Here is a 19,527-nt window from a genome sequence, read left to right as displayed (position 1 = left end):
TTGTTACAGCACCTGTGCTGTTTGTGAAGATAGTAAGCTGTACCAACCTGCAACAGTTGGACGTTCTGCTAAATCTGCAAACGTGATTTCTTTCCCTTCACGACGCCACTTCTCTACTAAACTCATAATTCTGACCGAATCAAGCCCTCTATTTAATAAGTCCTCATCAATATCAATACTCTCTACTGGCTCACGAAGTAGTTGTGCAACTAGTTCATGTACTTCCTGTATAGTGATTCCTTCACTCTCATCACCTTTTACACTTTGTAAATCTTTTAACAATAGGTTTGTTGATGTCGTTACTGCGCATCTATTAGATGCATACTCCAATGCTTGTTTATGATGCTCTAGTGAAAAATCAGCAACTGCATCTGCTACAAAGAACGGCTCTATACCATCCATAAATGCTTCACAAGCTGTTAAAAGGCATCCAATATGCGCATAAATACCGCAAATAATGAGTTGATTTCTTCCTTGTTCATTTAAAATTTCTAATAGATTTGTCTTTTTAAATGCACTATATCTCCATTTTGTTAGGAATATATCATCCTCATCAGGAGTAAGTTCATCAACAATTTTCTTTTTATCTGGTCCAGCAGGAATACCGTCACCCCAAAAGTCTTGTAATAAACCTCTTTGTTCTAACGTTTGTCCACCAGGTTGCGCTGTATAAACAACTGGTATACCAAGTTGTTTACATTTTTCTCTTATCATTTTAATATTTGAAATAAGTTCTACTTTTGGTGATTCTTTATCGCTATATGCATCAAGAAAATATTCTTGCATGTCATGAATTAAAAGTACTGCACGTTTCGGGTCTGGTGTCCAATTCACTTTATTTTTTGGTAGTTCTGATTCAATTGGCATTTTATATACTGAAATAGATGGGATAGCCATCTAATCACTTCCTTCCGGTTTTTATTATTGTTTTACTGTAATAAGTTTTTCAGCAATGACTTTACGTAGTTCTTTTTTGCTGACTTTTCCGACTCCTGTTTGCGGGAATGATTCAATAAATTCAATTCGATCTGGAATTTTATAAGCCGCTATACCACGTTCTCTTAAAAACATTTTTAATTCACTTACAGTTGGAACTTGTCCGCGAGCTATAACAAAAGCACAGGTGCGTTCACCTAAATAATCGTCAGGCATAGATACAATTGCTACATCATGTACTGCATCATGTGCTAATAGATGATTTTCAACCTCTTCCGCAGCAACTTTCTCACCACCACGATTAATTTGATCTTTATCTCTTCCTTCTACAATGATGTAACCTTGTTCATTTACTTTTACAAGATCACCTGTGCGATAAAATCCATCCTTTGTAAATGATCGTGCATTATGCTCTTCCGCTTTATAATAACCACGAATTGTATATGGACCTCGTGTTAATAAACTACCTACTTCACCCGGTTTTACATCGTTATCATTTTCATCAACAACCTTTACTTCATCGGATGTAGACATCGGTCTACCTTGTGTATGAATAATGATTTCTTCCGGATCATTTAATCTTGTGTAATTTACTAGCCCTTCTGCCATACCAAACACTTGCTGTAACGTACATCCAAATGTAGGACGAATACGCTTCGCAACTTCGGCACTAAATTTCGCACCACCTACTTGAATCACTTGCAAGCTCGATAAATCGTTATTACGGGAAGATGCAGCATCAAGCCAAATCATTGCTAATGGTGGAACGAGCGCTGTAATCGTCACTTTTTCTTTTTCTATAAGAGCAAATGCCTCGTCTGGACTCCCTCCAGTTGCCAACACTACCTTTCCACCCGCATAGAAAGTTCCAAATGTTCCTGGAGAACTCATCGGGTAATTGTGTGCTACTGGAAGAACGGCCATATAGACACTTTCTGCATTTAAATTACAAATTTCAGCACTAACACGTAAACTATAAATATAGTCATCATGTGTTCTAGGAATTAATTTAGAAAGTCCTGTTGTCCCTCCTGATAATTGAAGAAACGCAACATCACTTGGCTGAACTTCTGGTAATGAGACGGGATCCATATACAGATCATTTATGTTCACAAACTCTTCTTCTTCTCCCACTACAATTACATGTTGTAAAGTTGGCACTTTCTCTTTCACTTCTCTTGCTAGTTTTCGATAATCAAAACCGAGAGCCTTATCTGAAATAACGTAAGCGCTCGCCTCGCCAAACTCACAAAAATAACTAATTTCACTGCTTCGATGTGAAGGTAGCGCAAAAACAGGAAGCGCTCCAATTCGAAATAGTGCAAAACATATTTCGAAAAACTCTATAATATTAGGTAACTGGATTACAACTCGGTCTTCTTTCTTTATTCCTACATTCAGTAAACCTGAAGCTAAGCGATCTACCTTTTTATCAAGTTCACTATACGTTATATGCTTATTACCGCTTACAACTGCAATCTGATCTCCATATTTTTCAGCACGCTCTCTTAACACTCCGCCAAATGTTTCACCAAGCCAACACCCTTCTTCTCGGTAACGATCGACGAATTCTTTTGGCCATTCCGTATAACCTGTTAACATTCTTTCTTCCCCCTATTTTTCATTCAACGAATTATCTCTTAACCCTAAAGCCTTCAGCATTGTTTGGAGCTTAGCTGATGTTTCTGCTAGCTCATCTTCTGGTTTTGACTCAGCAACAACTCCAGCTCCTGCATATAAACGAAGTGTATTCTCTTGCACTTCCGCACAACGAATTGTAACAATCCATTCGCCATCTCCATTTAGATCGCTCCACCCTAACATTCCTGTAAAGAATTCACGGTCAAATGGCTCAATTTTTTGAATAGCCTCTCTTGCTGCTTCCATTGGAGTTCCGCAAACTGCTGGCGTAGGATGGAGAGCAATTGCTAATTGTAAAGAAGAAGTATTTGGATTCTTAAGTTCACCTTTCACTTCGGTAGACAAATGCCACATTGTTTCACTATGAATAACTGATGGTTTTTCTGGCACATGCAATGTATGACAATACGGACGAAGCGCAGCAGCAACCGCTTCAACTACTACCGCATGTTCATGTAAATCTTTTGGTGAAGAGAGTAGTTCCTCTGCTCTTCTTTTATCTTCAGCTGGATCGTCACTTCTTGGTCTTGAACCAGCTAATGGATTAGAAACGACTTGCATACCACTACGTGAAACAAGCAATTCAGGGCTTGCTCCAATTAATGTCTTATTGTTCTCTTTTTCATCTTTCGGTAAATTCACAGCAAATGTATAACCGTGCTTATTATGCTCTGCTAATTCGCGAAGTAGTTTTTGTTTATCAATCTTCTCTGAAGATTTAACATCTAACGATCTAGATAGAACGATTTTCTTTAAATCTCCATCCTGAATTTTTTCAATCCCTTGCTTCACACCATTCATATAAGTTTCAGAAGCTGGAACCGGTGTCATTTCAAATGTCAGTTTCTCATTTGGTTTTATCTCATTTGTTGTCTCCAACTGTAAACGCTCAGTAATTCTGCAATATTCCGGTACAATAAGTTGAACTTCTTTTCTACGATCAAAAGGCAAAGCACCAACAACGATAGGATTCGGATTTCCGGATTGTTTTGCATTACTTAATACCGCTTGTACAAGTTCTGGAAAACTTTCAATTTCATGATGTTTTACTGTAGTAACCTCTCCTTCTGTCAATATCGTTCGAGTTGGTGAAGCGAAAAAGAACGAAGATTCAGTCTTATAATCTTCTAATAATTTTTCTGACAGTTCCTTTACGGCTGTAAGTTCATTCATAGTATGAAAACCTCCTGAATTTTTTATTAAACTCCTAATGTAGCTCCGCCATCGACACATAAATTGTGCATTGTAATATGACTCGCTTTATCAGAAGCTAAAAACAATACTGCTTCAGCAATTTCTGAAGGTTGTGCAATTTTTTGTAATGGTATACCGATTCTATATGTATTTTGGGAACCAGCAATTATATTTTTAGCTCCATTCTCATCAGCCCATAGTAACCTTTGCATTTCAGTTTCAGTAGAACCAGGAGAAACTAAGTTGCAGCGAATATTGTATGATGCAAGCTCTAATCCTAAACATTTCATGAACATTGTCGTTGCAGCTTTTGATGCAGCATACGCAGCCATTTCCATTCTCGGAGTATTTGCTGCATTTGAGCCAACTGTAACAATTGCCCCTGATTTTCTTACCATCATACGTTTACTTACCGATCGAGATATATAGAAAACTCCTGTAGTATTTACAGAGAATGTTTTATGCCAATCTTCATCACTTAAAGAGTTAATCGCTCCCATTCGTAAAACTCCTGCGACATTTACTAATATATCTATAGGCGCTATGTCATTTTCAATTCGGTTTACTACCTCTTCAACAGCATTGCTATCACTCACATCTAAATGAAATGTCTTCATACGCGTTTCATATGATGCATCATGATTTAATAACACATTTAACCCTTCTTCATTTTGATCAACCGCAATAACTGTAGCCCCTCTTTCTAAAAACATTTTTGCTACAACACTACCTATACCTTGCGCTGCACCTGTTACGAAAACGGTTTTTCCATCAAATTCCCCTGCATTCATTTCCTCTATCCTTTCATATAAAAATTAATCTAATAAAACAAATTAAATGATAACGATTTTCATTATCATTGGTAATGTAAAAAATAATACACTTACTAAACTAATTGGTCAAGTGTACTTTTCATTAAAATGCAATTAATTGATAATGTTTTTCATTTACTGCTCTTACATCGAAATGATAATGTTTCTCAATAATCTTGTCAATCTTTTTTTATTTTTCAGACAAAATATTTTTTATGTTTCTATGTAAGTCTACATCTATAAGCATTAAAAAGTACTTTAAATAAAGTGCAACTTTATTCATTGGGGGTTTTACGGGCTGTAATAAAGGATACAAAATAAATCCATAATTCCTTATCATCTTTTTGAAATTCAAAAAGATAACTTGTAGATTTCTTCGCCTACAATGCTTTACCAAAAATTCATTTTTTCTTTTCTCAACATTTTTCTGAAAATATTTTATTTTACATCTTTCATTTCTCAATAAATATTCTATGTATAATCTAAGATTTATTTAGATTTTCCTATATTATGCATCCCTTAATAAAATCCTAATATAATCCAAATTGATGTTTTACTCGCGCTTTTATTCGTATCATTACGTCGATTACAAGGACTTGGTAGGGAAAAATAATTTAAAAAAGTTCATATAGAAAAAAGCACCCTATTTCATAGAGTGCTTTTTCTTATCGTAGTGCCATAGAAGGTTTAAATCGTTACGCTACACTGCGATATTCTTCTTCTTTTTCTTTTTTCTTATTAGGTGCTTGAATTAAAATTGCGATAATAAATGACACGACACATAATACGCCGATCACCATGAAAGTTGGTTTAAATCCACCTAGAATTGCACCGATAAAGGAACCTGCAAGCGCTCCAAACCCGAAACCTTGATACACAATTCCGTAGTTTTTACTATGATTTTTCATGCCGAAGAAATCACCAACAATAGCTGGGAAAATAGTGATATTTCCGCCAAAGCAAAACGCTACACTTGCTACACAGACGAAGTAGATACCATAATTTAAATCTACGAAACTTAGGACCAAGACTGAAGTCGCCATAGCAACAAAAGTACCAGTAACGATTTTTAAACGGCCGATTTTATCTGATAACGGTCCTAGAATAATACGACCTAATGTATTGAAGATTGCAACCATAGCCACTGCATTAGCTGCTGTTGTTGCGCTAAGCCCTACAAGTTGAACACCGATGTCTTTTACCATGCCAATTAAGTATAAGCCACTCATACATGATGTAAATAACATAATAAATAATAAGTATACTTGTTTTGTACCTAGCATTTCTTTCGTTGTATATTCCTGCGTTTTTGTTTCATGAACTGCCCCTTGATCAGCAGCTTGATGGATTAAACAAGCGCCAATCACAATCATAGCTGTAACAATTAAACCCCAGTATATAAACGCTTGTGATACACCAACTGATTCAATCAACTGTGCGTTTATGTATTTAAAGATTAGGCTACCTGAACCATATGCAGAGACAGATATACCAGCAATTAAACCTTTACGCTCTGGAAACCACTTAATTAAATTCGATAGTGAAGTGATATATGCTGTACCATCTGCATACCCTACGACAACTCCTGCTAATACATAAAGCAATATTAATGAGGAAGCTTGTGAACTAAGTATTAATCCTAGTCCTAATGCTAGTCCAGCTATCATAATGAGTTTACGAAGTCCCCATTTTTCTTGCAATTTACTCGCAAACAATGTTGAAAACGCTAAAGAAAGGCTTGTAATCGAGAAAGTTATAGCAACAGCATTCAGACTCCAACCAAATTTACTAACTAAAGGCTGATTGAACAAGCTCCAAGTATATATCGTTCCAAGTCCCATTTGTACTATGACTGTACCAAGGACAACAAGCCATGGATTAACAGTTGATTTTTTCATATTATCCCGCCTCCTCCTTCTATTTCAATGCTATTCGCTACATTTGATTTTTTTATGTTCATTTTGTCCACCTCTTTGATTTGACAACTTCATTGTATAAGATGTTTCCGCTTATGTAAGCACTTACAATACAAAGCGTCAAAAATATGAAATCAGTTACAGAAAACGAAGGGTGAAATACAAAGAACTACTTATTAAATACGTAGCGGCCGTTCGTATTGTGTTATATAAGTACGGCTTACAAGTGTTTTTGAAATCTTTTTCATTTAGTGAAACTTTAATCTGTAGGATTTTATTCACCTCTCATTGATTATTAGGCCACACCAATCAGATGTTTACGGGCAGCCCGACTCCCACCTAATTTCTTTGCTCCAGTCAAATTTTGATTACCTTATGCAAACAAAAGGTTCCCTACTTAATTGGATACGAATATATATAACTTCTTTTCGAAGTTTCTGGTTGTTTGCATGAAAAAAACCATTACATTAAAAGTGTAATGGTTACAATCCTATAGTGTCCTCTTTAATCTCAGAATGACTTCTCATCTATACCTATCTTATTAAAAACTTTACTTTCAAAAATTCGGCCTATATGAATATCTGTTTGACAACCATCTTTGAATTGAACTTTAAATAGTAGAACACAAATGAAATCATTGTCAGCCTTTGTTAATACACGTACTATTTGAATTGAGTTGTTGTATTTTCGTAAATTAAACTGGGCTGTAATAAAACCTTCTCTTTACTATTTAGTAAAGAGAAGGTTTTATTAGGTCAATTCATAAAGCTGATTTTCTTTATACGTTTATAATTGTTTCTTCAAATGTAACGATTGGCTCTACAAATTCCATCATAACGAAAGCGTTTTTAATACGTCTTGTTAAAACTTCTTTTAATTCTGCACACTTTTCTTCTGTAAGTGATTTTACAAATACAAAATTGTGATAATAGACCACACTCTTCTCTTTACTTAAAGGATTTAAAAACATCCCCTCTTTTGTAACGAAAGCGTTAGAATGCCCCGATAGAGTTGAAAGAAACGTCTCTAAAATTTTTATTTCTCTATTTGAAAACTGTTCCTCACAAACTACTTTAATATTCATTTCTGTTATCATTTATATATTCCCCCAACCAATTTTTTCACAAGGGGATAACTATAATACTATTAAAATTTCACGAGACTCCCCTTGCCGTTCAAAAAATTCACCAGAAAACTAGCTTGCTTAACTTTCTTTTTCCCTTTACTCATATGAATCTCTCCTTTCATATATATTACTTCTCCATTTTTAATTGAATACCTTTTTATATTTGAGTTTTTCTATATTTTTAGTCAGATTTATACAGATCATAACTCCATTTCTTTTCATTTCTTATACTATATTCACCTGAATACTATTACTTTTGAGAAACGCTTATTTATACTTATTGAAGAAATTACTTCCTGTACTCCGAAAAACAATGCTGCCTTCCCTATAAAACTTTGCTGATCTACTTTACGTTTAGAGCTACATATTATCTCTCTTTTGATTAATTTGTTTAGCTACATAATTTACATAGAAATATTGGTTCGCCAATTCTGAAAAATTTTACTTTGCATATAATAACCTTAAACAAAATATAACTTTTACCATAGGAGCACTCTATACTTTTCTATTAAATAAAAAAATTTTCATTGATAAACAAAACTAAATATTCACTAATATAACTATCCGTGGTTTAATATATGTAATAAACAAATATTTCTGTCTTTTATAAGGAGGTACTATGAAAGCAAACGTAGGGGATACTATACTTTTTCAACGAAATAATTTAAAGATTACTGGGTCTGTACTAAAACTATATACTGAATCGGTCTTAGTTGAAATTACAGATGTAAGCGGTGGTACTTTTGAATTTGATCGAACGATAGTAAATCATAAAAACTATAAAATTTTAAATGCAAATACATAAAGTAAAACTTTAATCAACCCTCACCAATCGGGCATTTACGGGCAGTTTATCTCCCATCCAAATTTCTTTGCTCAAGCTAAATTTTGAGCTGGAAGTTTCATTGCCCGTTAATGCGGGATAAAACAACACAAAATAGCCTCTGCTCACCAGCAGAGGCTATTTTATATCATAATACTTCATTAGTTTATATATCCTAAAACATTAACAATCTTACTCGCTTTTAAATTATTAATGTGATAATAAATTTCTAAACCCTTTCGCTCAGCTCGTAACACTTTACCTTTCATTTTTGATAAATGTTGCGAAACAGTCGATTGTGGAATATTCAGCAATTCTGTTAATTGTGTTACATTACAAGTTTTTCTAGTACTTAATTCATTTACAATTTGTAATCGGATTGGATGCGCCATAATTTTTAAAATATCTACATCCTCTTCTGAAACTACACTTTTTTTCATTTCACTCGTATATGTTGTCATAAGACATTCCCCTTTTATATGAATTCCTTTTTATTAAGATCCATTTCTACAAAATTCAATACTCCCGCTCAAGACCTTCATATAGAAATAATAGGATCTCAAATTTTCAAAAATAGAACTTACAATTATTCACTTTTTTTATTTATTCATTTATTTATTTGGTACATATACATAATACAATGTTAATATGTGCTCTATGTGAAGTTAGCATAAATTTATGATGAAGATTTATTTAATGACTTGCATCCTACTACGTGCTGGATAGTTTTATGCATTTTGTATCTTCCGCATAAAACTATCCAGTAATCTTAACACATTTTAGGCGTTTGTATATACTATTTACAAAACAATTTGGCAAAGGAGGATTTCATATGCCTACAATGTTACAAGAAGAAATTGAAGAAGCACGTGAGACATATGTCAGTCGTATCATTTTAGTTGGTGGATCAACTCTATTTTTAGTAGGTGGTGTTATATCGGCAATCGTAGCTTTTAAAGCTTATAATCGTTTGGAAAATACACCGCCTTCTTCTGATAATTCATAGGTGAGTTATCAAATTTTGAATAACAAACATACAAAGGCCGTCTCTAAAAAAAGAGACGGCCTTTGATTTTTCATAAGTTCTACATTTAATAACGATTAGAACCAGCTTACATACTTTTATTTAAATTCAAATGTAAATAAAACATTTTAAAATATAAACCATTACTTACATAATAAAATTATGTAACAATTCGAGAAAAGCGTGATTAAATCTTTTAGTATGAACTAAAATTGAACTTACTTCACCACAAACCGAGTCTGACTACACCCATCCTTCTGCTTCGTTACTTCTAATACAGCCGGCATTGCGTTTTTCAGCTCTTGAACGTGTGAAATGACACCGATAAATCGGCCTGATTTTTGTAAGTCAATTAAAGCGTCTACTGCTTTCGTTAATGATTCCTCATCTAATGAACCGAAACCTTCATCGATAAACATCGTTTCAATGGAAATACCACCTTCATACGCTTGAATGACGTCTGCCATTCCAAGCGCCAAGCAAAGCGATGCGTTAAACTTCTCACCGCCAGATAATGTTTTCACATCACGTGTTTGGCCGGTGTATGCATCGTATACATCTAAACCTAATCCACTTTGACGGTTTCTTTTTTCAACTCGCTCACTTCTTTTTAAATAAAATTGCCCATTTGATAATTTTCGTAATCGTTCGTTTGCAATTTGAACAATTTGTTCTAAATACTCAATTAAGATGTAACGCTCGAATGATATGCGACTTTCGTTATCGCCTTTCATTACTTCATATAAATCAACTAGTTCTTGGAAAGCTTTTTCTTCCTCATGAATTTGTTCATCAATACGTCTAATATTTTCATGTAAATCAGAAATATATGTTACAGCGTTTTGCGCACGTTGTCGTTTTTCTTTACTTATATCGAGATTGATTTCTAATTCTTTTATATGCTCACCTAACGATGTAATATCTATAAACTTTTTATCTTTTAATTCAGCATGTAACTCTTCAATTTGTTTTGCAAGTACTTCAAGAGATGAATAGTAACTTTGAATTTCTTTTTGTAACATCTCCATCTCAGCATCATTTAACTTAGCTTCTTTATACGTTAGCTGATCTATAAATCCCCTCTGCTCTAGTTCTTTCATAAAGCGCGCGAGAGTCTCTTCTTTCTTCAATTTTGCACTTTCAAATTGATTAGATGCACCTTCATGTTCTGCTTGAATACGTATATTTTCATTTTGCCAATGTTGATATGCTTCTTGCACTTTCTTCCATTCGTCTTCCATTAACCTAAGTTGTTGCATTGCTTGGTCAAACTGTGCTTTCCAAGCTTGTACTGTTTGTAAGTTATCTGGAATATTTTGCTTATCATGTTCATATGACGTACGAAGTTGCATGCACTCCATTTCTGTACGGTGCTGCAATGTTTCTGCTTCACGCTTTTGTTTTTGAAGTTCATCTACTTTTTCTTCTACACTTTTTATATTCACAGCAATTTGCTTACGCGTTTCTTCGCTTTCTTTTAACGTATTAACTTCTGCCGCTAATTGTTTTCCTTTTTGAACGAGTGCACTGTACGTTTCAACTAATTCATCTGAGTGATACCCTCGTTTCATGACTTCTTCGATCACCTGTTCATATTGTAGTCGATAGAAATTCCATTTCTCCTCTACTTGAACATGTAATTTTTCAGCGACATTTTTCTTGTCTCTTAAATCATTTAACTCTTTTTCATCAATCGCATCACTTTGCTCTGTCGCTTTTTTCGGATGATTCGTACTACCACAAACTGGACAAGATTCACCATCATGTAAATGAAGTGCTAATATGCCTGCTTGTTCGCTTAGCCAGCGGCGTTCCATATTTTCATATGCACGAACTGCCTCTTGCATCTTAGTATATGCTGCTTCTTTTTCTTGCTCGAATTTTTGTTTCTCTTGCCAAACGTCATATGCTTGCTTTAAAACTTTTGCATCTTCTCGCATGTTCGTTAGTTCTTCTACTTTCGCTACATACTGCTCAAGTGCTTGTTCCAATTGCTGTAATTCACCAGACATTCTCTGTTTTTGATTTGTATGCTCTTCTAGTAGTTGATCGAGCTTTTGCATACTTTCTTTTAATCTTCCTAGTTGAATTTCAGCGTTTTGTAAATTCAACTTTTTTTCAGCTAATGATGCAATAATTGATTGTAATTCTTCTAATCTTTGAACAAGTTTTTTAGCATCTTCTCGTTCAAGTTCTTTATTTTTTTCTACTTCGTATTTCTGCTGTGCAAGTGTAAAACTGGTTATTATATTCTCTTTTTTTACGATAATCTGCTTTAATAAACTTTCAGCCTTCTGTTCATTTTGCATTGCTTCCTCGTGCCATTGCTCAAATGGTAATAAATGCTTTGCTTGTTCCGCACGTCTAAAAGATGTTTCTTTCCTTTCAATGACTGCACGGTTTTCTTGTAAAGTGTTGTATCTCTCATTCTTTTGTTGTAAATCTGTAAATTTCTCATTTACAGATTTTGCTGCATGAAAACGTGTTTCAGCTTCTTTTAATTGCTTTGTTCGAGCATCTTGTTCTAGTTGTAATTGCGCAACCTCTGTCTTATATGCCGTTGTTTCTTGCTCTAACGCCTCTACTACTTGATGCGTATTTACATGTTCTTGTTCCACTAATGTCTCTAATAATGCTCCATCTCGAATTGGTAGTTTAAATACATTGCGGAAATGTAACTCTCGCTCTTTTTGTTTTTCTTGCAGAACGTCTTTCCATTGTTTTCGTTTTTGATCAAGTAATTCACGCATTAATTTATAACGATCTGTTTTAAAAATACGACGTAAAATCTCTTCTTTGTTTTCTGTCTCAGATGTTAATAGTTTTCGGAATTCTCCTTGTGGTAACATAACAATTTGACTAAATTGATGTTTACTTAACCCAATTAAATCTTCCACTTTTTTGTTTACATCTGTTACATGAAAACGATCAACAGCTGGAATTTTTTCTCCATCCATAACGTCATATAATTCTACTGCATGTCCTGTAATCGTCTTATTCCCTTGTTTTTTATGGCCAAGTTGCCGTTTTATTTCATAGCGCTTCCCTTTTAACTGAAAAGTTAGTTCTACACTTGTATAAACATTATCATCAGCAAACTGACTTCGAAGCATGCTCGTATCACTACGTTCTTCCCCACTAGCTTCACCATATAATACGTAACAAATCGCATCAAAAATCGTTGTTTTTCCAGCTCCCGTATTTCCAGAAATGGCGAAGATACGATGCTCTCCAAGATCATCAAAATTGATTACTTCTGTCTGTTTATATGGCCCAAATGCTGTCATAATTAGCTGAATCGGTCTCATCCTCGTTCACCTTCCCGTTCTTGCACTGTTTGTAATACTTCTACAAATAGACGTTCTTTCTCTTCTGATAAATCTAAGCCTTTCATTTCTTTATAAAAAGCTTTTAAAAGAGATACATCATCCGTTTTATGTCTTGAAACAGTTACTTCATTTGACTCTGTGAACTCTCGCCTTTGAATAGACCTTTCAACATGCATTGCATTTGGATATACAGAGCGTATTTTTTCCATTGGCTGCAAAACAGGATTTTCATCTAATAGTTTTACAAACACGTAATCTTCACTTACCGGATGTTGTAATAATTCATCTATTTTCGCTTCTACTGTTCGCATTTTACGACGTGGTGTAAGTAATCTTTTTTCAATTGTTGTTTCACCCTTTTCGTCCAGTTCCACGATATAATATCCTTTTTTATGTTTTTCTTCAGAAATAGAATATGCAAGTGGCGAACCTGAATATCGAATTGTCTCATTACGTACGAAATGCGCTTGATGTAAATGTCCAAGCGCTGTGTAATGAAATTTATCAAAATAATGACTATTTACGTATTCAGCACCACCAATTGAAAGCGGACGTTCTGCATCACTTGTATTCTCCTCCGCTTCTCCCGCAGAAGTTACAAATGCATGACCTACAAATACATGTCTTGCTTCTTTATCCATCGTTTCAGAAAGTTCATTCATAAAAATACGCATCGCATCATCATGAGATCGGACGTCTTCGTTTTTCAATACATGTCTAACTATGCTTGGATCCGCATAGGGAACTAGATGGAAGTGAACCTCGCCATATTCATCATTTAATACAATGGGTTCATATGGAAATTGAAATTGCCCCACAATAAATAATCCTTGTTTCTTCATTAAACTACTACCGAAATGTATACGATCTGGACTATCATGGTTTCCTGCAACTGCGATAACTGGTGTTTGTAAATCAATCACTATTTTTTGTAATACATCATTTAATAAGTCTACTGCTTCCGTAGGTGGAATTGCTCGGTCATATAAGTCCCCTGCAATAATTACGGCATCTGGTTTTTCTTCTTCAATAGCTTGTACAAACTGATCTAATACAATCTTTTGATCTTCAGTCATATACACGCCATGAACAAGCTTGCCTAAATGCCAATCCGCTGTATGAAATAACTTCATAATTTCCTTCTCCTTTTAATTTACTGAGTTTAGTGATACGAGTTGATAGTTTACTGTAGTTTTTCCGTTCTCCCACTCTAACTTTTGTATAATCGCACTACCAATTCTTTCTTCATTTGATTTATATAAAGGTAATATTTCTTGAACTGCAAATAAATGATAACCATTCAAGTTTAATTGAAATATGTTTTCTTCCATATGTAATCTTACTTCTTTTTCATTTGAAACTATTTTTGTGTGCATCTCAAATTTCATAATAGATACAACCCCTTCTTATAATCTCTACATTTTAATAGTATAGTGGCTATGCAAGATTGACAAGTACATACACGGTAAAGTACACACTTTTCTGTTGCTATATGTTTTATGTTTTTATTAAAATTACGGTATGTGAAATTTAATGCTATGCAAAAATAAAAATGTCTAAATAGACATTTTTATTTTTGCATATAATCTTTCATTACATAATATAAAATCGTTATTAAAACGCTCGCTACGAAAAATGAAAAAACCACCACAATATACCCATCTTTATTTAATAGAAAACATAAGGAAATAGATACGATAAAAATCGGAAATACGAGACGAACTTTATCCTTTACTTCTTCTGTCGTATCTGTATGATGAAAAAACTGAGTAATCCCTATCATTAATGATGACAAGATAATAACCGACAATAATAAAGGTCCTGGCATTCCGATTTCTCCTTTCTCTATTTCTAATTCCATGTAAACATTCTTTATCATTTAAACCATCTGTTTTCAAGAAATTTTTTACATTTTACACATTTATAATAGCGCTTTTGCCATAATAATTTCAAATAATATCACTTACATTAATAATGTATTATTCATCTTCAATATTCAAAATCCTGCAAAGATAACTCGGCAAAATATGCGTTGAATAAAGTGAAGCATGAATTAATAGGTATGAACAAAACTCCCACTGCCTATCGCTCGTACCTATCAAACTTTTAACAGCCATTCTCTTCTACCTAACTTTCTCGTATGCGTCGAATTTCAAGGTGTGGGCCTTCTTATCCACAAATAGCGGAATAAAATAACACTTACCGTCAACTTTAGACAAAATTTATACAGGACATTTCAATACGTATCAAGAATTAAGAATAAGAAGATATATAAGGGAGGATGAATCATGACTGAAAACGTTTTATTTTCTGTTAGTGAAAACGGCGTTGCATCAATTACTTTAAACCGCCCAAAAGCACTTAACTCTTTATCTTATGATATGTTACAACCAATTGGGCAAAAACTTAAAGAATGGGAGAACGATGAGCGCATTGCAATTATCGTATTAAAGGGAGCCGGAACGAAAGGTTTTTGCGCAGGCGGTGACATTAAAACTCTTTACGAAGCACGTTCAAACGAAGTTGCTTTACAGCATGCAGAACGTTTTTTTGAAGAAGAGTATGAAATTGATACATATATTTATCAATATAAAAAACCGATTATCGCTTGTTTAGATGGAATTGTAATGGGTGGTGGTGTCGGACTTACAAATGGTGCGAAGTATCGTATTGTGACGGAGCGCACAAAATGGGCGATGCCTGAGATGAACATCGGCTTCTTTCCAGACGTCGGCGCCGCATATTTCTTAAATAAAGCACCTGGATATACAGGATATTACGTTGCTTTAACAGCATCTATTTTAAAAGCTTCTGACGTATTATTTATTCATGCTGCTGATTACTTTATGACGTCTGATTCATTACCAGCTTTTCTAGCCGAACTTGACAACGTAAATTGGCATACTGAAGATGTACATACTCATTTAAAAGCAGTTCTTCAAACCTTTACATCTACTCCTGACTTAGAAAGCAAACTTGCTGCTTCATTAGAGGAAATTAATACACACTTTGCCTTAGAAACGATTGAAGAAATTATCGACTCATTAGAAAAAGGAGATAGCGAATTCGCTTTACAAACGAAACAAATATTATTATCAAAATCTCCAATTTCATTAAAAGTAACTTTAAAACAACTATTAGATGGCAAAGGAAAATCTGTTGAAGAATGTTTCGCTACAGATCTTATACTTGCTAAAAATTTCATGAGACATGAAGATTTCTTCGAGGGCGTACGCTCCGTTGTCGTTGATAAAGACCAAAATCCGAATTATAAATATAAACAGGTAAGCGATGTTTCAGAAGACGACGTAAATCGTTTCTTTAACTTACTTAATGCCTAACAGTGAGGCTATATTTGTAGTGTATTCACCACTACGAATATAGCCTCTTCTTATTTAATATTTTTTAACAAAATTTAATTTTATTAAATCAAATTTTGTGCTAAACTAATTTTAATCAAATTTTCTAAAAATAAAGAAGGAGGACGAATATGATAGAAAATTATCTTCTTTTCATCATTATGTCTATTTGTCTAATCATTTTACCTGGACCTGATACAGCGATGGCTACGAAGAACACATTAGTTGCTGGTAAAATGGGCGGTGTTAAAACAGTATTCGGTACATGTGTAGCACTTTTGATTCATACTTTAGCTGCTGTAATTGGTCTTTCCGCACTTATTGTAAAGTCAGCTCTTTTATTTTCTATTTTCAAATATGTTGGGGCCCTTTATTTAATCTATATTGGTATTAAAGCCCTATTAGCAGTGAAAAACAAAGAAGGTGTAAATACAAATGATGTATCTATAAATAATGATAAAGAACATACTTCTTGTTTTCGCCAAGGGTTTCTTACGAATTTATTAAACCCTAAAATTGCAGTCTTCTTTTTAACTTTTTTACCACAATTTTTAAATCCAAGTCATAATACATTTATTCAGCTTCTCGTAATGGGTCTTACTTATCTCGTTTTAACAATCATTTGGTTTGCCTTTTATATATTTTTAATTGATAAAATTAGTGCTTTTATGAAGAAACCGAAGACGCAACGTTATATTCAAGGGCTAACAGGAATCGTTTTAATTGGATTTGGTATTAAACTAGCATTAGAAAAAAATAATTAATAAAGTGAAACTTTAATCAATGGGGTTTTGTTCATCCCCCGCCAATTATTAGCCTTCACCAATCGGGCGTTTACGGACTGCACAGGGCTTCCACTTAACTTTTTTGCTCTAGCCGAATTTGGAGATGGGAGTTTTACTGCTCGCTAATAGCGGGATAAATGCGAAAAACACCACTATTAATAGTGGTGTTTTTCGCATTTAACAACTAATCTGGCAGTCTACTCTTTATTAAAACCAGCGCTCCGTTACAACCTTTTTACGTGTATAGAATTGAACGCCATCTGTACCATTTGTACCTAAATCACCAAAGAAGGAAGCTTTATTTCCTGCAAATGCGAAGAATGCCATTGGTGCAGGAACATTTACGTTTACACCGATCATACCAGCATCGATGTTATCACGGAATGTTTGTGCATGCTTCCCATTTGAAGTGTAAATAACAGCACCATTCGCAAATTTAGATTGATTTGTTAATTTAATACCTTCTTCTAAATCTTTCACTCTCACAATACTTAATACTGGAGCGAAAATTTCATCTTGCCAAATTTTCATTTCTTGGTTTACGCCATCAAAGATTGTTGCTCCAACGAAGTAACCTTCTCCAACTTCTTCATTAATTTTACGACCATCTACTAATAAAGTTGCTCCATCTGCTACACCGCTATTAATATAGCCTAAAACACGCTCTTTATGCGATTCACGGATTAATGGTCCAACGTAATTATCTTCGTTGAAACCGTCACCTACTTTTAGTTTTTTCGTCTCTGCTACTAGTACGTCGATAAATTCATCAGCAATTTCATCTACTACTGCTACTACTGAACATGCCATGCAGCGCTCTCCACTACTTGCAAACGCAGATCCAATTACACCTTGTACCGTTTTTTCAAGATTGCAATCTGGCATTACAATCGCATGATTTTTCGCACCTGCTAACGCTTGTACACGTTTTCCATGTTTCGTACCTGTTTCATATACGTAACGAGCTACCGGCTCAGAACCAACGAACGAAACAGCTTGAATATCTTTATTTTCTAAAATGCTATTTACAACATCTTTTCCGCCTTGTACTAAATTTAATACCCCTTTTGGAAAACCAGCTTCATAGAATAACTCTACAAGTCGCTCTGCTAAAAGTGGCGTTCTCTCAGATGTTTTTAATACGAACGTATTACCGCAAGCAATTGCAAGTGGGAACATCCATAATGGAATCATCATTGGGAAGTTAAACGGTGTAATACCCGCAACAACTCCAATTGGATAGCGCCAGATCGATCCATCAATTCCGCTTGCGATATTAGGAAGAGCTTGTCCCATCATTAAATTTGGAGCTGATGTTGCAAGTTCTACCGCTTCAATACCACGTTGTACTTCACCTGTTGCATCTGTTAGCGTTTTACCATTTTCTAGCGTAATGATTTTTGCAAGCTCATCTTTATTTTCTTGTAATAGCTGTAAATATTTATATAGATTTCTTGAACGATTCGGAACTGGTACTTTAGACCATGTTTCAAATGCCGCTTTTGCCGCTTCAACAGCCTTTTCAACGTCTTCTTTTGGAGAAAGTGGAACGTAAGCAATGATTTTTCCAGTCGCTGGATTCGGAACCGCTTCTACTTCTGTACCAGTAGATTCTACCCACTCGCCATTAATATGATTTTTTACTCGTTTAATTTCAGTTGTAATCATTGTATTCTCTCCTTTTTATGATTTATTTTTGATTAGAAATTAATTGTTCGCTAACTTTCTTATATAAAGCAGCCATATCGTTTTCACCATATCCTGCCTCACTCGCTTCTTCATATACATTTAATAACATTTCACTTACAGGTAAGTGAAGTTCACTTTCCTTAGCTAAATCAACTGCAAAGCCTAAATCTTTTTTTAATAGATTTACAGTAAATCCTGGCTCATAGTTTTCTGCTGCAATGAAACTTTTATAATTGCGCTCATAAATTCTACTTTGACCGTAACTTACATTTAAAATATTAAACATTTTATCTAAATCCATATTACTCTTTTTCGCTAATGTTAAAGCTTCACTCACACCAGCTGTATAGAAACCAATTAATAGATTGTTAATTAATTTAACAGTCGTACCACTATCAATTTGCTCGCTTACGTGGAAAATATTTGCTCCTAACACTTCCATGATAGATTCAGTTTTATCATATACGTCTTTTGATCCACCTACCATAAACGTTAATGTACGATTTTCTGCACCAATTACCCCACCGCTAACTGGTGCGGCTAAAAAGTCTACTTTCTTTTCTTTCGCCGACTCCTCTAACTGTTTGTTTAATTGTGGAGATACAGTACTTGTATCAATTAATACGACATTCGAGTGGCTATTTTCAAATAATCCTTCTTCCCCAAAATATACTGCTTCAACAGCACGAGGTGAAGGTAAACTTGTAAAAATCACATCGCATGTCTCTGCTAATTTTGAGATTGATAAGCCGATAATTCCTCCTTCTTTTTCAAAGGAAGCTTCAGCCTCTTTATTTAAGTCCACACCATATACTGTGTAACTTGATTTAACTAAATTTTTAGACATCGGAAGGCCCATGTTACCTAAACCGATAAAACCAATCTTTTTCATA

The 19,527-nt window shown here is 34.4% G+C and carries 17 protein-coding genes; 4 read left to right on the top strand and 13 right to left on the bottom strand.

The genetic code is table 11. The features are described from left to right. Nucleotides 1–3: 3 nt before the first annotated feature. The 6 genes from MHB70_RS10395 to MHB70_RS10370 form a co-directional block, all read right to left on the bottom strand. Nucleotides 4–897, bottom strand: a complete 894-nt coding sequence (locus MHB70_RS10395; protein ID WP_001007270.1) for an isochorismatase family protein — start codon at nt 895–897, stop codon at nt 4–6. A gap of 24 nt (nt 898–921) precedes the next feature. Next, the gene (locus MHB70_RS10390; RefSeq protein ID WP_000955332.1) at nt 922–2,538 is read right to left on the bottom strand and encodes a (2,3-dihydroxybenzoyl)adenylate synthase; all 1,617 of its coding nucleotides are present in this window, start codon (nt 2,536–2,538) and stop codon (nt 922–924) included. A 12-nt stretch (nt 2,539–2,550) separates the two neighbouring features. Further along, nucleotides 2,551–3,750: an isochorismate synthase DhbC gene (gene dhbC, locus MHB70_RS10385; protein WP_061529954.1), complete on the bottom strand. Its 1,200-nt coding sequence runs from the start codon at nt 3,748–3,750 to the stop codon at nt 2,551–2,553. A gap of 26 nt (nt 3,751–3,776) precedes the next feature. Continuing rightward, entirely contained in the window at nt 3,777–4,562 is a 786-nt protein-coding gene (gene dhbA / locus MHB70_RS10380; RefSeq protein ID WP_000991101.1) for a 2,3-dihydro-2,3-dihydroxybenzoate dehydrogenase, read from the bottom strand. A 716-nt stretch (nt 4,563–5,278) separates the two neighbouring features. After that, nucleotides 5,279–6,481, bottom strand: a complete 1,203-nt coding sequence (locus tag MHB70_RS10375; protein WP_000750116.1) for an L-lactate MFS transporter — start codon at nt 6,479–6,481, stop codon at nt 5,279–5,281. A gap of 796 nt (nt 6,482–7,277) precedes the next feature. Continuing rightward, nucleotides 7,278–7,595: a hypothetical protein gene (locus MHB70_RS10370; protein WP_000627296.1), complete on the bottom strand. Its 318-nt coding sequence runs from the start codon at nt 7,593–7,595 to the stop codon at nt 7,278–7,280. 649 nt (nt 7,596–8,244) lie between these two features. Here MHB70_RS10370 and MHB70_RS10365 point away from each other — a divergent pair. Next, a complete protein-coding gene (locus tag MHB70_RS10365) occupies nt 8,245–8,430 on the top strand; it encodes a YkvS family protein (protein WP_000646787.1) in 186 nt (61 codons plus the stop codon). Between the two features lie 179 nt (nt 8,431–8,609). Here MHB70_RS10365 and MHB70_RS10360 read toward each other — a convergent pair whose 3' ends face one another. After that, nucleotides 8,610–8,909, bottom strand: a complete 300-nt coding sequence (locus tag MHB70_RS10360; RefSeq protein WP_000214792.1) for an ArsR/SmtB family transcription factor — start codon at nt 8,907–8,909, stop codon at nt 8,610–8,612. Nucleotides 8,910–9,280: 371 nt separating this feature from the next. On the opposite strand from MHB70_RS10360, the gene MHB70_RS10355 reads away from it, so the two are divergent. Further along, nucleotides 9,281–9,454, top strand: a complete 174-nt coding sequence (locus tag MHB70_RS10355) for a hypothetical protein (RefSeq protein WP_001142745.1) — start codon at nt 9,281–9,283, stop codon at nt 9,452–9,454. A 236-nt stretch (nt 9,455–9,690) separates the two neighbouring features. On the opposite strand, the gene MHB70_RS10350 is transcribed toward MHB70_RS10355, so the two are convergent. The 4 genes from MHB70_RS10350 to MHB70_RS10335 all read right to left on the bottom strand — a co-directional run bounded on the left by MHB70_RS10350 (nt 9,691) and on the right by MHB70_RS10335 (nt 14,629). Then, nucleotides 9,691–12,780 (bottom strand): SbcC/MukB-like Walker B domain-containing protein, encoded by a 3,090-nt coding sequence (locus MHB70_RS10350; RefSeq protein ID WP_016108342.1) that lies wholly within the window; start codon nt 12,778–12,780, stop codon nt 9,691–9,693. Further along, nucleotides 12,777–13,934 carry an exonuclease SbcCD subunit D gene (locus MHB70_RS10345; protein ID WP_000765125.1) on the bottom strand — a complete coding sequence of 386 codons (1,158 nt, stop codon included), beginning with the start codon at nt 13,932–13,934 and terminating at the stop codon, nt 12,777–12,779. Before MHB70_RS10345 ends, MHB70_RS10350 begins: the two co-directional genes overlap by 4 nt. Nucleotides 13,935–13,949: 15 nt before the next feature. Continuing rightward, nucleotides 13,950–14,189, bottom strand: a complete 240-nt coding sequence (locus tag MHB70_RS10340; RefSeq protein ID WP_000667358.1) for a DUF2584 domain-containing protein — start codon at nt 14,187–14,189, stop codon at nt 13,950–13,952. Between the two features lie 182 nt (nt 14,190–14,371). Continuing rightward, the gene (locus tag MHB70_RS10335; protein WP_002093761.1) at nt 14,372–14,629 is read right to left on the bottom strand and encodes a hypothetical protein; all 258 of its coding nucleotides are present in this window, start codon (nt 14,627–14,629) and stop codon (nt 14,372–14,374) included. A gap of 460 nt (nt 14,630–15,089) precedes the next feature. Here MHB70_RS10335 and MHB70_RS10330 point away from each other — a divergent pair, with 460 nt between their 5' ends. Then, nucleotides 15,090–16,142: an enoyl-CoA hydratase/isomerase family protein gene (locus MHB70_RS10330; protein WP_000138562.1), complete on the top strand. Its 1,053-nt coding sequence runs from the start codon at nt 15,090–15,092 to the stop codon at nt 16,140–16,142. Between the two features lie 149 nt (nt 16,143–16,291). Further along, entirely contained in the window at nt 16,292–16,924 is a 633-nt protein-coding gene (locus MHB70_RS10325) for a LysE family translocator (protein WP_000572351.1), read from the top strand. Between the two features lie 228 nt (nt 16,925–17,152). On the opposite strand, the gene MHB70_RS10320 is transcribed toward MHB70_RS10325, so the two are convergent. Together MHB70_RS10320 and MHB70_RS10315 are read right to left on the bottom strand one after the other, a co-directional pair. Continuing rightward, nucleotides 17,153–18,613: a CoA-acylating methylmalonate-semialdehyde dehydrogenase gene (locus tag MHB70_RS10320; RefSeq protein WP_000633339.1), complete on the bottom strand. Its 1,461-nt coding sequence runs from the start codon at nt 18,611–18,613 to the stop codon at nt 17,153–17,155. Between the two features lie 22 nt (nt 18,614–18,635). Beyond that, entirely contained in the window at nt 18,636–19,526 is an 891-nt protein-coding gene (locus tag MHB70_RS10315) for an NAD(P)-dependent oxidoreductase (RefSeq protein WP_000719424.1), read from the bottom strand. Nucleotide 19,527: the final 1 nt, after the last annotated feature.

Origin of the sequence: Bacillus sp. FSL M7-1020 (assembly GCF_038050415.1) — a bacterium.
Taxonomy (GTDB): domain Bacteria; phylum Bacillota; class Bacilli; order Bacillales; family Bacillaceae_G; genus Bacillus_A; species Bacillus_A toyonensis.
The sequence above is the reverse complement of the archived record's forward strand: the minus strand, read 5'-3'. Positions and strand labels throughout refer to the sequence as shown.